General features: G+C 60.1%; 24 protein-coding genes and 1 tRNA gene. 17 read left to right on the top strand and 8 right to left on the bottom strand.

Translation table 11 applies throughout. The features are described from left to right. Positions 1-32: 32 nt before the first annotated feature. Together V8359_RS04680 and V8359_RS04675 are read right to left on the bottom strand one after the other, a co-directional pair. Positions 33-290, bottom strand: coding sequence for a hypothetical protein (locus tag V8359_RS04680; RefSeq protein WP_336427552.1), 258 nt, complete (start codon positions 288-290; stop codon positions 33-35). A gap of 3 nt (positions 291-293) precedes the next feature. After that, positions 294-947 (bottom strand): alpha/beta hydrolase, encoded by a 654-nt coding sequence (locus tag V8359_RS04675; RefSeq protein ID WP_336427551.1) that lies wholly within the window; start codon positions 945-947, stop codon positions 294-296. Between the two features lie 153 nt (positions 948-1100). On the opposite strand from V8359_RS04675, the gene V8359_RS04670 reads away from it, so the two are divergent. The 15 genes from V8359_RS04670 (at position 1101) to V8359_RS04600 (ending at position 13656) form a co-directional block, all read left to right on the top strand. Then, on the top strand, positions 1101-1562 hold the full coding sequence (locus V8359_RS04670; protein WP_336427550.1) for an Rrf2 family transcriptional regulator: 462 nt from the start codon (positions 1101-1103) through the stop codon (positions 1560-1562). A gap of 124 nt (positions 1563-1686) precedes the next feature. After that, positions 1687-2730, top strand: coding sequence for a cysteine desulfurase family protein (locus V8359_RS04665; RefSeq protein ID WP_336427549.1), 1044 nt, complete (start codon positions 1687-1689; stop codon positions 2728-2730). Positions 2731-2750: 20 nt separating this feature from the next. Next, positions 2751-4274, top strand: coding sequence for a Fe-S cluster assembly protein SufB (sufB, locus tag V8359_RS04660; protein ID WP_336427548.1), 1524 nt, complete (start codon positions 2751-2753; stop codon positions 4272-4274). Beyond that, positions 4271-4546, top strand: coding sequence for a hypothetical protein (locus tag V8359_RS04655; RefSeq protein WP_336427547.1), 276 nt, complete (start codon positions 4271-4273; stop codon positions 4544-4546). Before sufB ends, V8359_RS04655 begins: the two co-directional genes overlap by 4 nt. Positions 4547-4560: 14 nt before the next feature. Further along, positions 4561-5157, top strand: a complete 597-nt coding sequence (locus V8359_RS04650) for a hypothetical protein (RefSeq protein WP_442970326.1) — start codon at positions 4561-4563, stop codon at positions 5155-5157. 27 nt (positions 5158-5184) lie between these two features. Further along, the gene (gene sufC / locus V8359_RS04645) at positions 5185-5940 is read left to right on the top strand and encodes a Fe-S cluster assembly ATPase SufC (protein WP_336427545.1); all 756 of its coding nucleotides are present in this window, start codon (positions 5185-5187) and stop codon (positions 5938-5940) included. A 1-nt stretch (position 5941) separates the two neighbouring features. Then, positions 5942-7246, top strand: coding sequence for a Fe-S cluster assembly protein SufD (sufD, locus tag V8359_RS04640; RefSeq protein ID WP_336427544.1), 1305 nt, complete (start codon positions 5942-5944; stop codon positions 7244-7246). Beyond that, a complete protein-coding gene (locus V8359_RS04635) occupies positions 7246-7737 on the top strand; it encodes a YIP1 family protein (RefSeq protein ID WP_336427543.1) in 492 nt (163 codons plus the stop codon). Before sufD ends, V8359_RS04635 begins: the two co-directional genes overlap by 1 nt. Then, a complete protein-coding gene (locus V8359_RS04630; RefSeq protein ID WP_336427542.1) occupies positions 7734-8339 on the top strand; it encodes a Yip1 family protein in 606 nt (201 codons plus the stop codon). The genes V8359_RS04635 and V8359_RS04630 overlap by 4 nt, the downstream gene beginning before the upstream one ends. A gap of 2 nt (positions 8340-8341) precedes the next feature. Then, positions 8342-9562, top strand: coding sequence for a cysteine desulfurase (locus tag V8359_RS04625; RefSeq protein ID WP_336427541.1), 1221 nt, complete (start codon positions 8342-8344; stop codon positions 9560-9562). A gap of 125 nt (positions 9563-9687) precedes the next feature. Continuing rightward, complete coding sequence (locus V8359_RS04620) at positions 9688-9822, top strand: hypothetical protein (protein ID WP_336427540.1); 135 nt, start codon at positions 9688-9690, stop codon at positions 9820-9822. Positions 9823-9944: 122 nt separating this feature from the next. Further along, a tRNA-Arg gene (locus V8359_RS04615) sits at positions 9945-10021 on the top strand. Between the two features lie 166 nt (positions 10022-10187). Further along, complete coding sequence (gene prfB, locus V8359_RS04610) at positions 10188-11315, top strand: peptide chain release factor 2 (RefSeq protein ID WP_336427929.1); 1128 nt, start codon at positions 10188-10190, stop codon at positions 11313-11315. Positions 11316-11389: 74 nt separating this feature from the next. After that, on the top strand, positions 11390-12799 hold the full coding sequence (locus V8359_RS04605) for an amidase (protein WP_336427539.1): 1410 nt from the start codon (positions 11390-11392) through the stop codon (positions 12797-12799). Between the two features lie 80 nt (positions 12800-12879). Further along, a complete protein-coding gene (locus tag V8359_RS04600) occupies positions 12880-13656 on the top strand; it encodes a DUF2189 domain-containing protein (protein WP_336427538.1) in 777 nt (258 codons plus the stop codon). Positions 13657-13702: 46 nt separating this feature from the next. Here V8359_RS04600 and V8359_RS04595 read toward each other — a convergent pair whose 3' ends face one another. The 3 genes from V8359_RS04595 to V8359_RS04585 all read right to left on the bottom strand — a co-directional run bounded on the left by V8359_RS04595 (position 13703) and on the right by V8359_RS04585 (position 15980). Beyond that, positions 13703-13921: a hypothetical protein gene (locus tag V8359_RS04595; protein WP_336427537.1), complete on the bottom strand. Its 219-nt coding sequence runs from the start codon at positions 13919-13921 to the stop codon at positions 13703-13705. Continuing rightward, a complete protein-coding gene (locus V8359_RS04590) occupies positions 13918-15075 on the bottom strand; it encodes an aromatic ring-hydroxylating oxygenase subunit alpha (RefSeq protein ID WP_336427536.1) in 1158 nt (385 codons plus the stop codon). The genes V8359_RS04595 and V8359_RS04590 overlap by 4 nt, the downstream gene beginning before the upstream one ends. A 101-nt stretch (positions 15076-15176) precedes the next feature. Beyond that, positions 15177-15980 (bottom strand): helix-turn-helix domain-containing protein, encoded by an 804-nt coding sequence (locus V8359_RS04585; RefSeq protein WP_336427535.1) that lies wholly within the window; start codon positions 15978-15980, stop codon positions 15177-15179. A gap of 173 nt (positions 15981-16153) precedes the next feature. Here V8359_RS04585 and V8359_RS04580 point away from each other — a divergent pair, with 173 nt between their 5' ends. Continuing rightward, positions 16154-16576, top strand: a complete 423-nt coding sequence (locus V8359_RS04580) for a hypothetical protein (RefSeq protein WP_336427533.1) — start codon at positions 16154-16156, stop codon at positions 16574-16576. Positions 16577-16612: 36 nt separating this feature from the next. Here V8359_RS04580 and ilvN read toward each other — a convergent pair whose 3' ends face one another. Genes ilvN through V8359_RS04565 form a run of 3 tightly spaced genes read right to left on the bottom strand, consistent with a single transcriptional unit; the run spans position 16613 to position 19628 of the window. After that, a complete protein-coding gene (ilvN, locus tag V8359_RS04575; protein WP_336427532.1) occupies positions 16613-17170 on the bottom strand; it encodes an acetolactate synthase small subunit in 558 nt (185 codons plus the stop codon). Beyond that, on the bottom strand, positions 17158-17877 hold the full coding sequence (locus V8359_RS04570; RefSeq protein ID WP_336427531.1) for a hypothetical protein: 720 nt from the start codon (positions 17875-17877) through the stop codon (positions 17158-17160). Before V8359_RS04570 ends, ilvN begins: the two co-directional genes overlap by 13 nt. Continuing rightward, the gene (locus V8359_RS04565) at positions 17874-19628 is read right to left on the bottom strand and encodes an acetolactate synthase 3 large subunit (RefSeq protein ID WP_336427530.1); all 1755 of its coding nucleotides are present in this window, start codon (positions 19626-19628) and stop codon (positions 17874-17876) included. The genes V8359_RS04570 and V8359_RS04565 overlap by 4 nt, the downstream gene beginning before the upstream one ends. 404 nt (positions 19629-20032) lie before the next feature. Here V8359_RS04565 and V8359_RS04560 point away from each other — a divergent pair, with 404 nt between their 5' ends. Further along, entirely contained in the window at positions 20033-21937 is a 1905-nt protein-coding gene (locus tag V8359_RS04560) for a PhoX family protein (protein ID WP_336427529.1), read from the top strand. The last annotated feature ends 35 nt before the right edge of the window (positions 21938-21972 follow it).

Genomic DNA, 21972 nt, shown 5'->3' with positions numbered 1-21972 from the left:
GTTTGATGTGCCAAATGGGCCGGCGGTGCGTGTCAGCTTTCAGGCTTGTCCGGTTGATCCTGAGCGAGCTTGGCCTTGTAGGCGCGCGCGCGTTCCATCAGGAGCGCGCGCGCCTTGATGTTGGCGCGGCGGACGCGGACCGCTGTGAGAAACGCCTCCTCGGCGGTTTGCGAGGAGGCGCCGAGCACTTGAACAATGTCCGAGATGATCTGTTCGTCGCCATCGGTCGCGTCCATGAATTTGATCACGTCGCGCGCCAGTTCGTCGGCCAGGTCTTCGGTCATTCCCATGATTTAGCGTGTTCCTTCGGTCAGGCGGCGTTTGACGTAGCCTGTCACGCTGTCGATCATCGTGTCCATATGGGGCTCTTGAAAGAAATGATCGGCGCTGTCCAGTTCCTCGTGGGTGACGGTGATACCCTGTTGTTCCTGAAGTTTGGACACGAGGTTGCGGGTGTCCGCCGGGGGGGCCACGCGGTCATTCGTGCCATTGATGATGAGCCCGGAAGAGGGACAGGGCGCGAGGAATGAGAAATCATACATGTTGGCAGGCGGCGAGACCGAGACGAAGCCCGTAATCTCGGGACGGCGCATCAATAGCTGCATGCCGATCCACGCGCCAAACGAAAAGCCCGCGACCCAGCAATGTTTGGAGTTGGCGTTCATCGACTGAAGATAATCGAGTGCCGAGGCCGCATCGCTGAGTTCGCCGACGCCTTGATCATATTCGCCCTGAGACCGTCCGACACCGCGGAAATTGAAGCGCAGCACGGTGAAGCCCATGTTGTAGAACGCGTAGTGGAGATTGTAGACCACCTTGTTGTTCATCGTGCCGCCGAATTGCGGATGCGGGTGCAGGACGATTGCGATCGGGGCGTCTCTTTCCTTTTGCGGGTGGTAGCGGCCTTCGAGCCGGCCTTCGGGGCCGGGAAAGATTACCTCGGGCATAATGTTCCCTTCGTCCTTTCGAAAGGTGGCGTCATTCTTGACGGAATGGGCGGACCACCTTAGAACTTTTCTAAGTTTACGACGCGATCGGTCGGCTGCATGCAGATAAGCAATGCCCGAACGAAGGTCAATCTATTCGCGGAGGATACGTCGGTGAAGCTGAGCACAAAAGGGCGCTATGCGATGGTGGCGCTGGTCGATATCGCGTTGCAGCAATCCGAGGGGTTGGTCACATTGGGAGATGTGTCAAGGCGGCAGGATATTTCGCTGCCTTATCTCGAACAGCTTTTCGTGAAACTGCGACGTGCTGAATTGGTCGCGTCGGTCCGCGGCCCCGGGGGAGGATACCGTCTGGCGCGGCCTGCCGCGGAAATACGCGTGGCGGAGGTTCTGGCGGCGGTGGATGAGACGGTTGACGCATTGCACAAGGGTGCGGGCGCCTCGGGTGGGGCGAGCGGATCGCGGGCGCAATCCATGACAAACCGTTTGTGGGAGGGGCTGAGTGCGCATGTCTACGTGTTTTTGCATCAAACACGGCTGAGCGACGTGGTGGATAATTCGCTTGCTCCTTGTCCGGCAGTGCCCACGCTGTTTGCGGTCGTGGACGAGGAATGAGCGCAATGGCCGGCCGGGTTGCGCCGCCTTCGGCGTCGCGGGGATGGGGGCTCTGCCCCCACGAGAAAAACCAAGGGTTTTTCACGTTCTCCCAGGATATTTTCAGCAAGAAGAAGGGCAGGGCATGAGCCGCGTCTATCTGGATTACAATGCGACCGCGCCGCTGAAACCTGAGGCGCGCGCGGCGATGATGGGAGCGATGGAGCTTGTCGGTAATCCGTCGAGCGTGCATTCCGAAGGACGCGCGGCGAAGGCGTTGATGGAGCGGGCGCGCGGGCAGGTGGCGACGGCGTTGGGCGCGGATGGCGCGGATGTGATCTTTACCAGCGGCGCGACGGAGGCCGCCGCACTTGCCTGTGCGGGGCGCGCGCTCAGGGCGGCGGGGATCGAGCATGACGCGGTGCGTGCATGGACCGAAGAATGTCTGGAGTTGGACCGCGATGGCCGCGTCACCGTCACCGCCCCGGAGCAGTCGGCGCTTCAGGCCGCAAATTCCGAGACCGGTGTGATTCAAGACCTTCCCGACGGGCTGGCCGTGTCTGATATGACGCAGGCATTCGGCAAGCTGCCCGTGGCGTTCAACTGGGCCGGATGTGAGATGGCGCTCGTGTCGGCGCATAAGTTGGGCGGGCCAAAGGGCATCGGGGCTCTGATCGTTCGGCGGGGCACCGACATCGCCGCGCGGATACGTGGCGGCGGGCAGGAGATGGGGCGCCGGTCGGGCACCGAGAACCTGATCGGGATCGCCGGTTTCGGTGCGGCGGCCGAAGCGGCGGCGCGTGATATTGAGGAAGGTGTCTGGGCGCGGATTGAAAAACTTAGAAACATTCTAGAAAAGGCGCTTGAGGATTCCGTTAAAGAGACTATTTTTGTCGGGAAATCGGTGCGGCGGCTTCCCAACACGACGTGTTTCATCACGCCGGGATGGAAGGGAGAGACGCAGGTGATGGCGCTGGATCTCGCGGGCTTTGCGGTCTCGGCCGGAAGTGCCTGTTCCAGCGGCAAGACGCAGGCCAGTCACGTGCTTCAGAGCATGGGATATGACGCGACAGAGGCGGGATGCGCGCTGCGCGTTTCGCTGGGGCCTGAGACGACCGAGGACGAGATAGAGCGCTTTGCCGAAACATGGGCGAAGCTGCATCGAAGACATCGCGCCCGTGCGGCGTGAACCGAATGAGGAGAAAAACCATGGCGGCCCTAGACGACGTTCAGGTGAAAGAAGGCGTGGACCAGGAAACGGTCGATGCGGTACGTGAGGTTGGCGGCACCTACAAGCACGGCTGGAACACCGATATCGAGATGGAATACGCGCCGAAAGGCCTGACGACCGATATCGTGCGGCTCATCTCGGAGAAGAACGAGGAGCCGCAATGGATGACCGACTGGCGGCTTGAGGCCTATGATCGCTGGCTCACCAAGGAAGAGCCGGACTGGGCGATGGTGGATTATCCTGAGATCAACTTTCAGGAGCAGTATTATTACGCGCGTCCGAAATCCATGGAGGTGAAGCCCCAATCTCTGGATGATGTTGATCCCAAGCTTTTGGAAACCTATGAAAAACTGGGTATCCCGCTTAAGGAGCAGATGATCCTGGCCGGGGTCGAAGGGGCGGATGAGGCGCCTGCGGAAGGCCGTAAGGTTGCCGTGGACGCTGTCTTTGATTCCGTCAGCCTGGGCACGACATTTCAGGCGGAACTGAAGCGGGCGGGGGTGATCTTCTGCTCGATCAGCGAGGCCATTCGAGAGCACCCCGAGCTGGTGAAAAAATATCTCGGGTCGGTCGTGCCGGTGAGTGACAACTTCTACGCGACGCTCAACAGCGCTGTCTTTTCGGACGGGTCGTTCGTTTACGTGCCGCCGGGGGTGCGCTGCCCGATGGAGCTCAGCACCTATTTCCGCATCAACGCCGAAAACACCGGCCAGTTTGAACGGACGCTGATCATCGCCGACAAGGGGTCGTTCGTGAGCTATCTTGAAGGGTGCACCGCGCCGCAGCGTGATATCGCACAGCTTCATGCCGCCGTGGTTGAAATCATCGTCGAGGAAGACGCCGAAGTGAAATATTCCACGGTGCAAAACTGGTATCCGGGCGATGAGAACGGCAAAGGCGGTATCTATAACTTCGTGACCAAGCGCGCCGATTGCCGGGGCGACCGGGCCAAGGTGATGTGGACGCAGGTCGAAACCGGCAGTGCCGTGACCTGGAAATATCCCAGCTGTATCCTGCGCGGGGACGAAAGCCAGGGAGAGTTTTATTCCATCGCCATCGCCAACAACTATCAGCAGGCTGACACCGGCACCAAGATGGTGCATCTGGGCAAGAATACCCGGTCGCGCATCGTGTCGAAAGGGATCAGCGCGGGCCACGCGCAGAACACCTATCGCGGCCTTGTGTCGATGCATCCGAAGGCGAAGGACAGCCGCAACTATACCCAGTGCGACAGCCTTTTGATCGGGAGCGAGTGCGGCGCGCATACGGTTCCCTATATCGAGGTGCGCAACAATTCGAGCCGGGTAGAGCACGAGGCGACCACGTCCAAGGTGGATGACGACCAGATGTTCTATTGCCGCCAGCGCGGCATGGACGAAGAGGAGGCCGTCGCGCTTGTCGTCAACGGGTTCTGCAAGGATGTGCTTCAGGCGCTCCCGATGGAGTTCGCCATGGAAGCGCAGCAGCTTGTGGCGATCTCGCTTGAGGGATCTGTGGGATGACCAGTTGGGTGCATGGAGACTTGATCGACAAAGTGCGCGAGTCGGATCCTCGTGGACTTGCTCCTGCGGGAACTGCGGCTTTCTATGAACAGCTGTACCATGCGGCGCTGTCCAATGAGATTGAAACGTTTGACGATAGTTCTGTCGAATTTGAACTCCACAAGTTGAAATCTCGATTTAGTGAGTACGGAACGAGTGACGCCACCTTTTGGAACGGGGTGAAAAGGTTCGTCCAGAGCCATCGCAAAATGAGCTTCCTCAAGCGAAGCTAATGGCCGAAAATCTGATGACCTCACTTGAGATGATATCACGCCCCGATTTGACCCTTCCCGAGGCGGAGGCCGCGCGGGTGCGCGCGGCCTATGAGGGGGCGCGCGTGATCCTGGAATACGGGTCGGGCGGGTCCACCGTCATGGCCGGTGAGATGCCGGGCAAGCGCGTCTTTTCAGTCGAGAGCGACGGGGAATGGGCGGCGATGATGCGGGGCTGGTTCGAGGCAAACCCGCCGCGGTCAGAAGTCGATATCATCTGGTCGGACATCGGAGACACCAAGGAGTGGGGTTATCCCAAGGGCACGGCGGAATACATCAGGTTTCCGCGCTATCCTCTTGAAGTTTGGGGTCTTCCCGAGTTCACGCAACCCGATGTCGTGCTTGTTGACGGACGTTTCCGGACGGGCTGTGCCATGGCCACGGCATTGCGGACGGAAAAACCCGTGACGCTTCTTTTCGACGACTACAAGCCTCGCAAGCAATACCACCGCGTTGAGCGGTATCTGGGGCAGCCCGTCTATCACGGGCGCCTTGCCGAATTTGAGGTGACGCCGATGACGCTTGATCCGGCGCACCTTTTGAAAACGATTGAAATGATGCTCCGGCCCTAGGGTGCGGACCGAGAAGAGGAAAGAAAAATGTTGGAAATCAAAAACCTGCACGTCGATCTTGAGGAAGAAGAGAAGACAATTCTGAAAGGTGTCGACCTGACTGTCGAGGCCGGTAAGGTACACGCGATCATGGGGCCCAACGGCTCGGGCAAGTCGACGCTGAGCTATGTTCTCTCGGGCCGTGACGGATACAAGGTGACCGAGGGCAGTGCGACGCTTGAGGGGGAGGACATCCTTGAGATGGAGCCCGAGGAGCGCGCGGCGGCGGGTCTTTTCCTTGCATTTCAATATCCTGTGGAAATTCCCGGCGTGGGCAACATGACCTTCATGCGCACGGCGGTGAACGCACAGCGCAAGGCGCGCGGGCAGGAGGAGATGAGCGCAACCGATTTCCTCAAGGAAGTGCGGGCGAAAGCTAAGGACCTCAAGATCGACGCGGATATGTTGAAACGCCCCGTGAACGTGGGCTTCTCGGGCGGCGAGAAGAAGCGCAACGAGATTCTTCAGATGGCGATGCTCGAACCCAAGATGTGCATTCTGGACGAGACTGACTCGGGCCTTGACGTGGATGCAATGAAGCTTGTGGCGGAAGGCGTCAACGCGCTTCGGAGCGAAGGGCGTGGGTTCTTGGTTATCACGCACTATCAACGGCTTTTGGACCATATTAAACCCGATGTCGTGCATATCATGTCGGATGGCCGCATCGTGAAAACCGGTGGTCCCGAACTCGCGCTCGAGGTCGAGAAGAACGGGTATACGGATATCGTTGCGGAGGAAGCCTGACATGTTGCCAGTGCGCAAACATCAACCGTCCCCGCAAAAGCAGGACGTGACCGAAACACGTATCGCCGCATTGCAGATGCCGGAGGGCGCCGCGTGGACCACGGAAGCGCGTGGCGCGGCCCTTGCGCGGGTGCGCAAGGCCGGATTGCCGGCGCGGCGTGACGAATACTGGAAATTTACCCGCCCCGACAGCCTGACGCAGGTGGAGGCGCCGAAAGCGGCGCTGTTCGATGCAGGGGATGAGATCGTGTTCGGGAGCATCGACGCACTCAAGATCGTGTTCGTTGACGGTGTTTTCGACGCCGAAGCGAGCGATGATCTGAGCCTTGAGGGCGTGACGATCGAACGCCTTGCCGATGCGGGTGCCAAGGACATCCATTGGGCACGCGATCTTTATGGTGTGCTTGAGGAGCGGGGCCAATCCCATGTGGACCGGCCGCTCGCCGCGCTCAATACCGCCTATGCGGGGGACGGGATCGTCTTGCATGTTACGGGCCGCGTCAGCAAACCCATCAGCCTGATTTATCATCATAAATCAAAGACATCCGATGCGATGCTTCACCATCTGATCAAGCTTGAGGAGGGGGCTGAGATGACCCTCCTTGAAAGTGGGCCAGCCGCCGCGCGGTTCAACAAGGTGATGGAAGTGGATGTGGCCGACGAGGCATCATTCCACCATGTGCGCGTTCAGGGGCGTGATCATGAGCGCCGTGCGGTCACGCACCTGTTTGGTCGGCTGGGACGTGAGAGCAGCTTCAAATCCTTCACCATGACCGCGAACGGGGTCATGACCCGGAATGAAGCCGTGCTTGAACTGACCGGGGACGACGCGACCGCGCATATTGCCGGGGCTGCGATGGGCGATGGCGATTTCCATCATGACGATACTGTCTTTGTGACCCATGACGCCGAACGCTGTGAAAGCCGGCAGGTCTTCAAGAAGGTTCTTCGGAACGGCGCGACGGGCGTATTTCAGGGTAAGATCCTTGTGAAACCCGGCGCACAGAAAACCGACGGCTATCAGATCAGCCAATCGCTGCTTCTTGATGAGGACAGTCAATTCCTCGTCAAACCGGAGCTGGAAATCTATGCCGATGACGTGGCGTGCTCGCACGGGTCCACCTCGGGGGCGATTGACGAAGACGCGATGTTCTATTTGCGGGCGCGCGGTGTTCCGCGTGAGATCGCCACGGATCTTCTGACGCTGGCCTTCTTGGCCGAGGCCGTCGAGGAAGTCGCAGACGAGGCGTTGCGCGACGAGGTTGTCGTGCTTCTTGAAGGCTGGCTCGTGCGGCGGCGCGGCTGATGTCTGTGAGCCGCGAGATCGTGGCAACGTATCGGGGGCCGGGTCGTGTGATCCGGCGCCTTCTTTCTGACGGTGTACACGAGGGCCGGGCGCTTGCCATTCTGATGGGGGCCTGCCTGATCGTTTTTGTCGCGCAATGGCCCCGATTGAGCCGTGAAGCGCATTTGACCGGTCAGGAGCTTAATCCGCTTCTGGGCGGTGCGCTTCTGGGCTGGGTCTTTATTGCGCCGCTCTTTTTCTACCTGCTTGCCTTTATCATACATTTGCTGAGCCGGGCTTTTGGTGGCAGCGGAACAGGGTATGGGGCGCGGGTTGCGCTTTTCTGGGCATTTCTCGCGTCGACGCCACTTGTTCTTTTGCACGGGTTGGTGGCGGGCTTTGTCGGCCCCGGTCCGGGGCTGTTGGCGGTGGGTGTGCTTTGGTGCGGTGTGTTCCTGTGGTTTTGGATTGCCGGGACACGCGAGGCGGAATGGGGGCAGGAAACAGCATGACGGCGCGGGCACTCTTCATTGATCTTTTCCGACAGACGCTGACCGAGCCGCGCGCGGCGGGCGCACGCGTCATCGCGATGGGCTGGCCACCGCAAATCCTTTGGCTGACGCTTGGTCTGATCGCGGTGGCGATGTCGCTTGCGGTGTCGGGCATTCTGCAAGCCGCCCCCCTTCCCGAAGGGGAGATGGGCGAGATGCTGCGGCTTAATCCCGCGTATCGCGCGCCACTTCTCTTTGCATTGATGCAATGGGGGCAGGCGGTGATTTCGGTCTTCGTACTGACGTGGATCGGGCGCGCCTTCGGCGGTGAGGCGCGGGTTGAGGATATGCTGGCCGTGACCATATGGCTGCAACTCGTGGCGATCGTGCTTGGCATCGGAGTCGTGGTGATCACGGTGCTCCTGCCGCCAATCGGCGCCTTCGCGCTTCTGGCCTTTGTGGCTTGGAGCATTTTCATCATGCTGGCGATGATCGACGCCGCGCACAGATTCGATAACTTTGCCAAGGCACTGGGCGTATTCGTGGTTGCTATCGTGGCGCTGGCCGTCGGGTCGGCCATGTTGGCGGCCCTGATCGGTGCCGCGGCGATTGGGGGAGTATAGACATGTTGGACATCGACAAGATTCGGGCAGACTTTCCGATCCTGCACCGAGAAGTGAACGGCAAGCCGCTGGTCTATCTCGACAGTGGTGCCTCGGCGCAGAAGCCGCAGGCGGTGATTGATGCGGTTAATACCGCCTACACGCATGAATATGCCAATGTGCATCGCGGTCTGCATATGTTGAGCAATATAGCCACCGAGAAATACGAGGCGGTGCGCGGCACCATCGCCCGGTTCCTCGGGGTCGCGGATGAGCGGCAAATCGTGCTGAACACGGGCACCACCGAGGGGATCAACATGGTCGCCTATGGCTGGGCCATGCCGCGGATGGAAGCGGGCGACGAGATCATCCTATCGGTCATGGAACACCATGCGAATATCGTGCCGTGGCATTTTCTGCGTGAACGGCAGGGTGTGGTTCTGAAATGGGTGGATATCGAGCCGGACGGCGCGCTTGATCCAGAGCGGGTGATCGACGCGATCGGACCACGCACGAAGCTGTTGGCGCTGACCCATCTGTCGAATGTGTTGGGCACCCGGGTCGATATGAAGCCGATCATCGAGGCCGCGCATGCGAAGGGCGTGCCGGTTCTTGTGGATGGCAGCCAGGCAGCTGTTCATGGGCCCGTCGACATTGATGCGCTGGATTGTGATTTCTACGCGATCACCGGTCACAAGCTTTATGGGCCCTCAGGATCTGGCGCGATTTTCGTGAAGAACGAGCGGCTTGCCGAGATGCGCCCTTTCATGGGCGGCGGGGATATGATTCGCGAAGTCTCGAAGGATTCGGTGATTTATGCCGATCCTCCGATGAAATTTGAGGCTGGAACCCCTGGAATCGTGCAAACAATCGGATTTGGTGCCGCGCTTGAGTATCTTATGGGGCTTGGGATGGAAAACGTGGCCGCACATGAAGATAGGCTTCGCGATCTTACGTTCCATAAACTTTCCGGTTTGAACTGGCTGATGCAACAAGGCATCACTCCCGACAAGGCCGCGATCTTTAGTTTTAGCATGAGCGGTGCCGCGCATCCCCATGATATTTCTACGATTTTGGACAAAAAAGGTGTCGCTGTTCGGGCCGGGCATCACTGTGCGGGTCCGCTGATGGATCATCTCGGTGTTTCAGCCACTTGCCGAGCTTCATTTGGGTTATATAACACAGAGACGGAGGTCGATGCGCTTATTGATGCGCTGGAATTGGCCCATGATCTGCTCGCCTGAGGGGGCATGGGTGCTGCGGCGCGACATGAGAGCCACATCTGGGGGTAAAATCCTCTTAGATGGCATCGACAAACCCGCACCGGCCTTGCTAAGGTCAAAATGTTGCTAAACTTGGAGCCAAACGTATGAAACTTTTCAAAATCCCGGCGGTTATCGCGCTGAGCCTTATCGCGGCAGCATGCTCGCAGCAGCAAGCAGAGCCCGAGCCCGTTTATGTCGAGCCCGAGCCCGTCTACGACAAATACGGTAACCCGGTCTGAGGCTAACGCCCTAGAACGAGTAGGCCGCCGGATCCGAAAGGGTCCGGCGGTTTTCGTTTGTGCGGACGCGGCATTTCGAGATTGCGCGGCACCGGTCACCCCGGTATAGAGCGCGGTGAGCCGCACCTGTAGCTCAGCTGGATAGAGCGCTGCCCTCCGAAGGCAGAGGCCATAGGTTCGAATCCTATCAGGTGCGCCATTTTCTTAACCGTAACAATGATGCGTTATTGCCCTGGAATTCTCAGTGATTTCCGGCCTCTTTTCCCAAGTGGACCGCAGGGGTCATGGCATGGGCTCTGCGGCTTGCCGGGGCTGCGCTCCTGCGGTATCACGCGCATCTGTGGATCAGAATGAAGGCAGGGCAAATGCGCGCGGAAATTCAGACGGTGGTCGAGGAGATCGAGAATTCGCTGGACCTGCTGCGCCAGCGCATGGACTGGGAAACCGCCCATCACCGCATGGAGGAGTTCAATGCCCGTGTCGAGGACCCCAACCTTTGGGACGATCCGACCAAGGCGCAGAAACTCATGCGGGAACGTCAGGCGCTTGTCGATGCGATTGAGACGCATGACTCGATTCAGCAGGAAATGAGCGACAACGTGGAGTTGATCGAGCTGGGCGAGATGGAAGGCGACGCGGACGTGGTGCGCGAAGCGGAAACCGCGCTCAAGGCGCTCAAGGAGCGCGCCGCGGCCAAGGAGCTTGAGGCGCTGCTCAATGGCGAGGCGGATGCCAACGACACGTTCCTCGAGATCAACGCGGGCGCGGGCGGCACCGAGAGCTGTGACTGGGCTAACATGCTGGCGCGGATGTATGTCCGTTGGGCCGAGAAGCGCGGCTATTCGGTCGAACTTCAGTCGGAAAGCGCGGGCGACGAAGCGGGAATCAAATCCGCCGCCTACAAGATCAGCGGACACAATGCTTATGGCTGGCTCAAGTCCGAAAGCGGCGTACACCGGCTTGTCCGGATCAGCCCGTTTGATTCGGCCGCCAAGCGGCACACCTCGTTCTCGTCGGTCTGGGTCTATCCTGTGGTTGATGACGATATCGAGATCGAGGTGAACCCGGCGGACATCCGTATCGATACCTACCGCAGTTCAGGCGCGGGCGGACAGCATGTGAACACCACCGACTCGGCCGTGCGGATCACCCATGCGCCGACGGGGATCGTGGTGACGAGTTCGGAAAAGTCGCAGCACCAGAACCGCGACATTGCCATGAAGGCCCTGAAATCGCGGCTCTATCAGCTTGAGCTTGACCGCCGCAACGCGGCAATCAACGAGGCGCATGAGGCCAAGGGCGATGCGGGCTGGGGCAACCAGATCCGATCGTATGTTCTTCAGCCCTACCAGATGGTCAAGGATCTGCGCACCGGTGTCGAGACCAGTGACACCAAGGGCGTGCTTGACGGGGATCTGGACCCGTTCATGGCCGCGACGCTGGCGCTTAATGTGAGCGGGAAAAGCCGGGCCGAGGCGCAAGGCGAGGAGTAGTCACCCGGCGTGCCGACTGTTGGCGAGCCGCGCAATTGAGTATTTTGACCAAGACGAAACCGGGGGTGCGTCTCATGTCCGATATATGTCATCTGAGCGCGACCGAGCAACTTGACCGGATGGCGCGGGGGGAACTGACCGCCGAGACGCTGATGGCGGCGACCCTAGAGCAGATTGATGGCGTAAACGGACGGTTCAACGCCGTGGTGTCCCTGCGCCCCGAGGATACGCTCATGGAGGCGGCGCGCGCGGCTGACAAGGCGGGACCGGGGGCGGCGTTGCATGGGCTTCCGGTCGCGATAAAGGATCTTGCGGATGCCGAAGGGCTGCCGACAAGCCAGGGGTCGCCTGTCTTTGCGGGTCAGATCGCGGCGCGCGATACGCTGCATGTGGCGCGGATGCGCGCGGCGGGCGCGATCATCATTGGCAAGACCAACACGCCGGAATTCGGGTTGGGCAGTCACACCTATAATCCGGTGCACGGGGCCACGGGAAATGCCTATGATCCGGCGCTAAGCTGTGGCGGCTCGTCGGGCGGGGCGGCGGTGGCGCTGGCGCACGGCATGGTGAGTGTCGCGGACGGCTCGGACATGATGGGAAGCCTGCGGAACCCGGCGGGGTGGAACAATATCTACGGGATGCGCCCAAGCTGGGGCCGGGTGCCGGGAGAGCCGGGGGCGGATGTCTATCTCCATCAGCTTTCGACCAATGGCCCGATGGCACGCACACCGCGCGATCTGGCGCTCCTTATGTCGGTGATGGAGGGGCGCGATCCGCGCTTTCCCCAAGGGTGGCCTTTTGCGCCGATCCTGCCGCCCAAGGGGCAGGTGGCGGGCGCGCGCGTGGCGTGGTTGGGCGATTGGGGGGGTGCGTGGCCCTTTGAGGACGGTGTGCTTGATCTGTGTCGAAGCGCACTTGCCGGTTTCGGCGATATTGGTGTCGAGGTCGAGGCCCCGGTGGAGGCGCCGCACCCGCGCGAGGCGCTGTGGGAGGCATGGGTGACGTTGCGCGCCTTTGCCATCGCCGCGTCGATTGGTCCGTTGATGGACCGCGAAGACACCCGCGCACAGCTCAAGCCCGAGGCACTTTGGGAGGCCGAAACCGGCCTTGGCCTTATGGCAGCGGATGTGCAGCGCGCCAGCGAACTCAGGACCGGATGGTATCACCGGGCGCTGGAGCTTTTTGAGCGGTATGACGCGCTTGTCCTGCCGACAGCGCAAGTCTGGCCCTTTCCACTCGAGGAGGCATGGCCGCGCGCGATCAGCGGTCAGACGATGGACAGCTATCACCGTTGGATGGAGGTGGTTGTGCCGGCAAGCCTGATCGGATTGCCGGCGGTGGCTGTGCCGGCGGGTTTTGGGGAACGGGGTCTGCCCATGGGGTTGCAGATCATCGGCGCGCCCGGTGCGGATCAGGCTGTGCTTGAGCTTGCCGAAGCGTGGCATGGGGCGATGGGCCCGGCGGCCCGCACCCCCGTCGCGTAAAGGTGATGCCGAGATAGATGTTTTCCGTTCGCCGGACGCTCGCTAGGCTTGGGTCACCAAGGGGCAATGGGACATCTGAGATGATTGAGAAGGAACCGGGGGTGCCGGATCTTGGCGAATTGCGGGCCGAGATGCTGGGTGAGGCGCTGCGGCGCGGTTGGCGGGATATGCGCCGGGCCCCGATATATGGGATCATGCTTGCCGGGGTCTGTGTGCTGTTTGGCTGGCTGATGATCTGGGTCACGCAAGCGACGGGGCAGATTTATTGGCTTATCTTCGCGGCGGTCGGATTTCCGCTCGTGGGGCCGTTCGCGGCAGTTGGGCTATACGAGGTTTCTCACCGGCTCGAACAGGGAGAGCCGCTTGGGCCGCGCGCCGTGCTTGGGGTTGTATTGCAACAGGGGCGCCGACAATTGCCATCCCTGTGCGCGATCATCGTCATGGTATTCCTGTTCTGGGTTTTTTTGGCCCACATGATCTTTGCACTTTTCCTTGGCCTCTCGACAATGACCAATATTTCAACCGGTTATGACGTTTACCTCACCCGTGAGGGGATGAGCATGTTGGCGGTTGGAAGCGTGGTGGGCGCGCTTTTCGCGCTGCTTATTTTCAATATCACGGTGATGGCGCTACCGATGCTTTTGGACCGCGAGGTTGATTTCGTCTCGGCCATGATCGCAAGCTTTCAGACTGTGCTGGGCAATCCGGGGCCGATGCTTCTTTGGGCGGCCTTGGTCGCGATCACAACCTTCGCGGCGATGCTTCCGGCGTTTGTCGGACTGTTGGTGGTGTTGCCCCTTCTGGGGCATTCAAGCTGGCATCTTTACCGGCTTGCGGTGGACGCTGCGGAAGCTTGACGGCGCCACACCGGACAGAGTGACCTGCCCGGTGCGGTCTTGACGCTCAGGATTCGCGGCCGTGCGCCTTGAGGCGGGCGTGCAGGGTTCGGGCATCCGGGTGCCCGGCATCAAGGGCGAAGACATAGGCATGCGTCAGGAAGAAGCAGGAGGCGTCAATGTCATTCGCGCTGTCGGCCGCCTCGGTATAGAGGCGCACCAACGCGGGCTTGTTCATTGGATCATGCGCGGCGATGAGGCGCGCGTCTAAGCCCGGCCCGCTCATTCCGCTGCTGTCCTCTGGCCACGATGTGCTTCGAACTTGCCGGCGACCCACGCGTGGAAGCAATGGGTCGGGCTGTCCATCACGGGTGAGAAACGTCCGCCATCGAAGCCCGGCACATGGCGGCCCTTCTGCATCCCTTCGACCACGAAGACATCTTCCTCGAAAACGGTCTTCCAAAGCTGCGTGTTCCGCGCGCGCAGGCCCTCGGGCGTGTCGGGCTGAGCGTAATAGAGGTGAATATGCTCGACCGTGCGCTCGGGCCCCTGCGGTTCGAGCACAATTGCGAAGGCGTGGTCGCGGTGTACACCCAGCAGGACATTGGGATAGACGGCGATATATTCCGCCTGTTCGTTCCATTTTTGGCCGACATCCTCGAAATCGGTGAAACGATCTCCGTTTTCGTCGGTGATCTGACGGTAGACCATGGTTCCCTGGCCGGAATAGGCGCCGGGTTCTTCGATATTGTAGTGATCTTCGAGGCGCGAATAGCTGTTGAGGCCGGGATGAACCCAAGGCAGGTGATAGCTTTCGCAATAGTTTTCGACAGCAAGCTTCCAGTTGGTGTTGAGTTCGAGCGTGAAGCGGCTGTCATAGCCGCCGTGGTGTAGCGGCAGATCGAATTCGGACCAGCGGTCGATGATGTGGGACATGGCGTCGCCAAAGGCGGGGGCATCGCCCGAGACGTTGATCCAGACCACGTCGCGCCAGACATGGCTGCGCACCTCGTTGAGGCCGAGTGTGTCGCGGTTGATGGCATCGTGGGTGTTTTGGCCCGGGCCGCCGACATGCGGTGTCGAAACCAGCTTGCCCTTGGTAGAGTAGCACCAGGAGTGATAGGGGCAGCGGATGGCGCCCTCGATCTTGCGCGGCTTGTCCACGAGGATCATGCCACGATGGCGGCAGATGTTCTGAAAGACGCGCACATCGCCTTCCTTGTCGCGGATGAGAAGAAGCGGCATGCCGAGGAAGGTCAGCGGCACGGCATCACCGGGTTCGGGCACATCCGACGCCACGGCAAGACCGGTCCACTGGCTGAACAGGACCGCCTGTTTTTCCTCGTCAAAGATAGCGGGGTCGATGTAATGCGCGTTCGGCAGGCCATTCGCGGTTTCGACGCTCGCACGGACGTTGCTAAGATCGGTGACGTTGGTCATGGGGCACTCCGGTCAGGTGGTTACCTGTTTTCCATGACGGGAATTGCGCCATTTCAACCGACAGTTCGCGACAAATTTTGCCTCAAACCGACGCGGCACGCTTAGCGGAATTCTTCGTCGAGACGCAAAAGCTTGGCGTGGAAGGGCGGAATACGCTCAAACGGGATAAGCCCCGCGCTGCGTGCGGCGGCCATGATGGTTTTGCGATCTTGGCCGAGATGCTCATAGACCATGCGTGTGGCCCGCCGTCCCGTGATCTTTTCACGCACGGTGCGGGTGACATATCCCTCCCAGAGATTCGATTGAAAGGACGTTTCCTGTGTCAGGAAATTGAACGAACAGGCAAGCGCGTCCCGGTGGGAGACGATGGCCATGATACCTTCTTCCTGACGCATCACGATGCCGCGGAATTCGCGGTCGGCAGGATTGACCGAAAGCCCTTGGGCGCGCAGTGCGGCGCGCGATTCATAGCCACGCAGGAACGTGTAGTCACCCGCGCGGGTCACATAGACCAGCCCCAGAACGAAGCGCGTCTCATCGATGAAGCTGGGGCGTACGAACCTGTAGAAGCCGCTGGGAAAGAGGTCGGTCGGCACCGCGACGGGCCCCGCACCGAAGAACCCCGCCACCATCGGATGATTTAGAAGATCGCCCGAGGCCGGGCGCAAGGAGGCGACGGGTTCAAGCAATATCCGCCCGTCGACACCAAAGAACTGACAAATCCTGTGCAGAACATCGGGGCGCGGAAAGCTTTCCCCCGAGAGATACCGGTTGAATTGCGTCCGGTTGATGCCGAGGTCGCGGCAGAGCGACGCCACGGAATCGTAGCCTGCGGATAGGAGACGCAGGTTTTCACCGAAAATTGCCCGTAGTTCGGCCGGATCATGCGAGTCGTCGGATGGCATATGTTGATGTAATCTAGGCATGTATCTGTGTCAGGGGCGCCGAGTTTAATGTGCTATTATTAGGTGACTAACATCCTAGTGCATAGCATCAAGGTTGAAATAGACGCGAAGACGCATCAGCGGTGACGTTAATTCGCGTCAGCTTGCATTTCAAGTGACACAAACGAACAGCCGTGCGGTCCGAATTGGTCATGTATCGCGTCGGCACCTCGCGGCATGCTGATAAGGCAAAGTCAAAGGAGGACTTCCGGATGTATGGCGTGGTGTTATGGAGTGACGAGACGAAGAACCGGGCTGTGATCTGGTGTGACGATCACGGAGATCTTGCTTTCTATCGCCGCGATGCCCGTGCCCGTGACACCAAGATGCCGTTCAAGGCCGGTGATCTTATCCAGTTCGACCTGAAGGAAGCCACGGCAATGCGGATCGTGTCGCGCCCGCGGGTTGTCGAGCGGGAGAGCTACCCAAACCTGACAGATGATTTGCGGGAGGCGGGCGCAGCTATGGGTGCTCTCAAACATGTCTGCGAGAGCCCTGAGCCCGAGTCTGCCGAGATCGTGCCATTTCTACGCAAGCGCGTGGCGGCGATGGCCTGACGATGAGTGACCGGCGCGCAGGGGGCGCGCGCCGGATCAGCCGCGGGGCAGGGCGGCGATACCTGTCCGCGCAATATCCGAAAGACCGAGCGGACGCATCAGATCGGCGAAAGCGTCGATCTTTTCTGAGGTGCCGGTAATCTCGAAGACAAAGCTTTCGAGTGTGCTGTCGACCACGTTGGCACGGAAGATGTCAGCGAGGCGTAGCGCCTCGACGCGTTTGTCGCCTTCGCCTGCCACCTTGAGCAAGGCCAGTTCGCGTTCCACCGCGCGCCCCTCGACCGTCAGGTCGTGCACGTCGTAAACCGGAACGATGCGGCCAAGCTGTGCCTTGATCTGTTCGATGATCTGCGGTGTGCCGGTGGTCACGATGGTGATGCGCGATCGGTGCCCTTCGTGGTCAATCTCGGCGACAGTCAGGCTATCGATATTGTAGCCGCGTCCGGCAAAGAGCCCGATTACCCGCGCCAGCACGCCGGGCTCGTTTTCGACGATGACCGCGAGAGTGTGGGTTTCGCTGACATCCGAGAAGTTCGGCCTTAGGTTATAGGCCGAATGCTTGGACGAGCCTTTTTTGATCTTCAGTGCGGACATGTCGAGTTCTCGCTTTTTAGTGGGGTGCCAGTTGCTTTGAGAAAGGCTCCGTGAAACCACTCTCGATAGGTCGCATTCACGTCGGCCAAAGCTTCATCCCAAGAGACTTCGCCTTCGCAAAAATTACTTGGCATAGAAAATTCGATCTCATGCTTGATTAGCTGGTCTACCGTGTAGTCATAGCCATCATTTATATCTTCGTAGTATTCGAGTGCGTGGATACCAAAGTCTGAGTTTATCAGCGGATCAACTACTTCATAAATGAAACGGAGGGTCAACTCTGACAAGTCCTTGTGTTCCGGTTCCACAAAATGCTGTAGCGCGTTCCTTGTTTGACGCATGTCCTCGAACAAATCAGGTCTATTAAGAGACTTACCTGTCACCGCCCAATATATCTTGGGTAAATTCGCGAAGTCATGACTGCGTCCTTTGGCAATGATGTTTTCCAAAGACAAGCCATTCGCCTCATCAGGTGAAAAATTAAACGCATCTTTGAAAATCAGAAGCGGGTGATGAGTCGCGATGGAAGCCTTTATAAACAGTTCACAGGCATGACTTGCATTAAGCACTGACATTGCTGGCCAGTGCTCGATGCCCGGGCCAAGATAGGTGGCATGACGATTTGCGGATATGATCGACTTCTCAGCCAGACAAAATATCCTCTCCGGGATTTCATTCAGTACGTCATGTCCGAAATCAAATGTCACACCAGCACCGCGCCGCCTTCCTGGATCGCGTCCTTCGTGCTCGCCTCACCGAGCAGCATCTTGTTGTGCGGCTCTCCGCTCGGGATCATCGGGAAGCAGTTCTCATGCTTCTCGACGAGGCAATCGAAGATCACCGGGCCGTCATGGTTGATCATCTCCATGATCGCGTCGTCCAGATCTGCGGGGTCCTGACATTGAATGCCCTTGGCACCGAACGCCTCGGCGAGCTTGACGAAATCGGGCAACGCCTCGGACCACGAGGAGGAATAGCGTTCGCCATGCAAGAGTTCCTGCCATTGCCGGACCATGCCGAGGCGTTCGTTGTTGAGGATGAACTGCTTCACCGGCAGGCGGTATTGCATCGCCGTGCCCATTTCCTGCATGTTCATCAGCCAAGATGCCTCGCCCGCGACATTGATCACCAGTGCTTGCGGGTGGCCCATCTGAACGCCGATCGACGCCGGGAAGCCATAGCCCATCGTCCCGAGCCCGCCGCTTGTCATCCAGCGGTTCGGATCGTTGAAGTTCAGGTATTGCGCCGCCCACATCTGATGCTGGCCCACTTCGGTGCAAATATAGCGGTCATGCTCCTTTGTCAGCGCCTCAAGCCGAGCCAGCGCATGCTGTGGCTTGATCGTCTTGCCTTCCTGCTTGAACGAAAGGCATTCCACGGCTTTCCATTCCTCGATCTGGGCCCACCATTTGCGCAGCGCCTCGCGGTTGACCTTGCGGCCCCGAGATTTCCAGACCTTGAGCACATCCTCGAGCACATGGGCCACATCGCCGACGATGGGGATGTCGGTCTTGATCACCTTGTTGATCGACGAAGGATCGATGTCGATATGGGCCTTTTTGGAATGCGGCGAGAAGGCGTCGATCCGGCCTGTGATCCGGTCATCGAAGCGCGCGCCGATATTGATCATCAGGTCACAGCCATGCATCGCCATGTTGGCTTCGTAGAGCCCGTGCATGCCCAGCATACCAAGCCAGTGCTTGCCGGAGGCCGGGTAGGCGCCAAGCCCCATCAGTGTCGAGGTGATCGGCACGCCCGAGGCCTCGACCAATTCGCGCAGAAGCTGACTTGCCGCGGGGCCGGAGTTGATCACGCCGCCGCCGGTATAGAACACCGGTCGTTCGGCGGTTTCCAGGGCCTCGACCAATTCGGTGATGGACTCCATGTCGCCTTTGACCTGCGGTTGATAATGCGAAATCTGGGTCCGGGATTTCGGCGTATACTCGGCCGAGGCGAACTGCACATCCTTGGGAATGTCGACAAGGACGGGGCCGGGCCGCCCGGACGTGGCGACGTGAAACGCCTCATGCACGATGCCCGATAGCGCCTTGGTATCCCGCACAAGCCAGTTATGCTTGGTGCAGGGGCGGGTGATGCCAACCGTGTCAGCCTCCTGAAAGGCGTCTGAGCCGATCATGAACGTGGGCACCTGACCCGAGAGAACGATGATCGGGATTGAATCCATCAGAGCATCGGTGAGGCCGGTCACCGCGTTGGTCGCGCCGGGGCCCGAGGTGACGAGCGCGACACCGGGCTTGCCGGTGGCGCGGGCATAACCTTCGGCGGCGTGAACAGCACCCTGTTCGTGACGCACAAGGATATGGCGGATGTCGTTTTGCTGAAACACCTCGTCATAAATCGGCAGCACCGCGCCGCCAGGGTATCCGAATACGACGTCCACACCCTGATCCTTGAGGGCCTGAACCACCATTTTCGCTCCGGTCATCTGACGTGTCATCATGTTGCTCCGTTCAAGACGTCATTGTCACGCTGCATAAAAAAGCCCCCGATGTTCCGGGGGCGCATGGGGTACCGTTATGGTGTCCGTTACCGGCCCATGCGCCATTTACCTACGACTACGATTAGCGCGGTCATCTGCGCGACTCCTCATGCTGCGTGCGCGGGACATTATGTTCGGTCGCCGAGGGCGTCAACAGGATTTGCCAGAAAAAATGTCGCAAATGCCGGGGGAATCTTTGCATTTGTTGCGCTGCGCAGCGGTCTGTGGTCGGAATTGCAATTTCCGCACCTCTTGTTGGCGTCTATCCGTGAAACCTGAGTGTTACAGGAGTCGGCTAGCATCGCGTCCGAGAGCTGCGCTGTCGCAGAGCGGCCCGACGCCAACCGATAAGGAGAGCTGCCATGACCGATATCGACCTGAACCGCGTATCCGCCGACGATTGGGACGAGATGACCAATCCGCGCCCCGAAGGCTGCGACTTTGACCGGGTGGTCGAGGCCGCACTTTCGCGGCGAGGTTTCATGTCGGGTCTTTTGGCCTTTGGCTCGGGGGCCGCGGCAATGGCGACGGGCCTCGCGCCTCTGGGGGCCGGAGCCGCCGAGGGCGGGCGGTTCGCCTTCACCCCGATTGCGGCGCAGACCGATCACACCATTCATGTCCCCGACGGCTATGAGTGGAAGATACTGGCACGGTGGGGCGATCCGCTGTTTCCGGGCGCGCCGAGCTTCGACCATGCCACTGGCGGCGATGCCGCCACCGCTGATCGGATTTTCGGAGAGAATACAGACGGAATGGAAAGCTTTGTCGTCGAGGGGCGGCAACTGATCGCGGTCAATCACGAATATACCAACCGTGACGTGAACCTGCCCCATGCCGAGAACGGCGTGCCCACGAGCCTTGACGATGTGCGCAAGCTGCAAAAGCTACAGGGCGTCACGGTGATGGAGCTGCGCGAGGGCGACGCGGGCTGGGCAGTTGTGACCGACAGCCCGTATAACCGCCGGATCACCCACCTCTCACCGATGCGGATCGCCGGCCCGGCGGCGGGGCATGACCTGCTCAGGACCGAGGCCGATCCGACTGGCAAGGCGGCGCTTGGCACGTTCAACAATTGCGGCTCGGGGCGAACGCCCTGGGGCACCTACCTGACTTGCGAGGAAAATTTCAACGGCTATTTCGGGTCGAGCGCCAAGGCCGAGGATCAAAAGCCGGTGCAACTCGACCGTGGTTATGCCCGCTATGGCATCGGCCCGGATGGCTGGGGCTATGACTATCACAAGTGGGACGCGCGGTTTGACACGGCGCAAAACCCCAACGAGCCGCTCCGCGCCGGATGGGTGGTCGAGATCGACCCCGCCGACCCTGAAAGCGTGCCAGTCAAGCATACCGGGCTGGGCCGCTTCAAGCACGAGAATGCCGAGGTGGCGCTCGCCCCCGATGGCCGGGTCGTGGTCTATATGGGCGATGACGAGCGCGGCGAGTTCCTCTACCGCTTCGTCTCGAACGGCACCTACACGCCCGGCGGGCCGACCGAGGCGCTGCTTGACGATGGAACGCTTTATGTGGCGAAATTTCATGAGGACGGCACCGGCGAGTGGCTGGCGCTGACGCCCGAGACGACGGGCATGGTAAGCCTTGCCGAAGTTCTGATCTTCGCGCGCGAGGCCGGATCAGCGGTCGGGGCCACGACGATGGACCGTCCCGAATGGGTGGCCGCCAACCCCCACGCGCCCGAGGCGTATTGCTGCCTGACCAACAACAAGAACCGCGGTGTGAAACCCAATGCCGGGGGCGACGAGACCCCGGTGGGCGGCCCGAACCCGCGCGAAACCAACAAGTATGGACAGATCGTGCGCTGGCGGCCCGAGGGCGGCGACCATGCCGCCGATGGCTTTGCCTGGGATATTTATGTCATGGCGGGCAATCCGGAGGTCTATCCGAACAATGCCTATGGCGGGTCCGATAACATCACGGCGGGCAACATGTTCAATTCGCCCGATGGCATGGCCTTTGACAGCGCCGGGATCGTCTGGATTCAGACCGATGGCAAGGACAGCAACGAGGGCGAATTCGCCGGCATGGGCAACAACCAGATGCTGGCGGGCGATCCGGTCACCGGCGAGATCGCGCGCTTCATGACCGGGCCTAAGGGATCTGAGGTGACGGGCCTCACGTGGTCCGCCGACCGCCGCGCGATGTTCGTGGGCATCCAGCACCCCGACGCGCCGTTCCCGGATGGCGAGGGGCGGTTGCCGCGCTCGTCCATCGTGGTGGTTACCCGGAGCGACGGGGCCGTTCTTGGCTGAGGTGTCTTGCGAACCACATGCTCCGCGCCCTGCAA

The sequence above is a fragment of the Roseovarius sp. E0-M6 genome (assembly GCF_037083845.1).
Taxonomy (GTDB): Bacteria; Pseudomonadota; Alphaproteobacteria; order Rhodobacterales; family Rhodobacteraceae; genus Roseovarius.
This window is presented reverse-complemented; position numbering and strand designations above follow the sequence as displayed.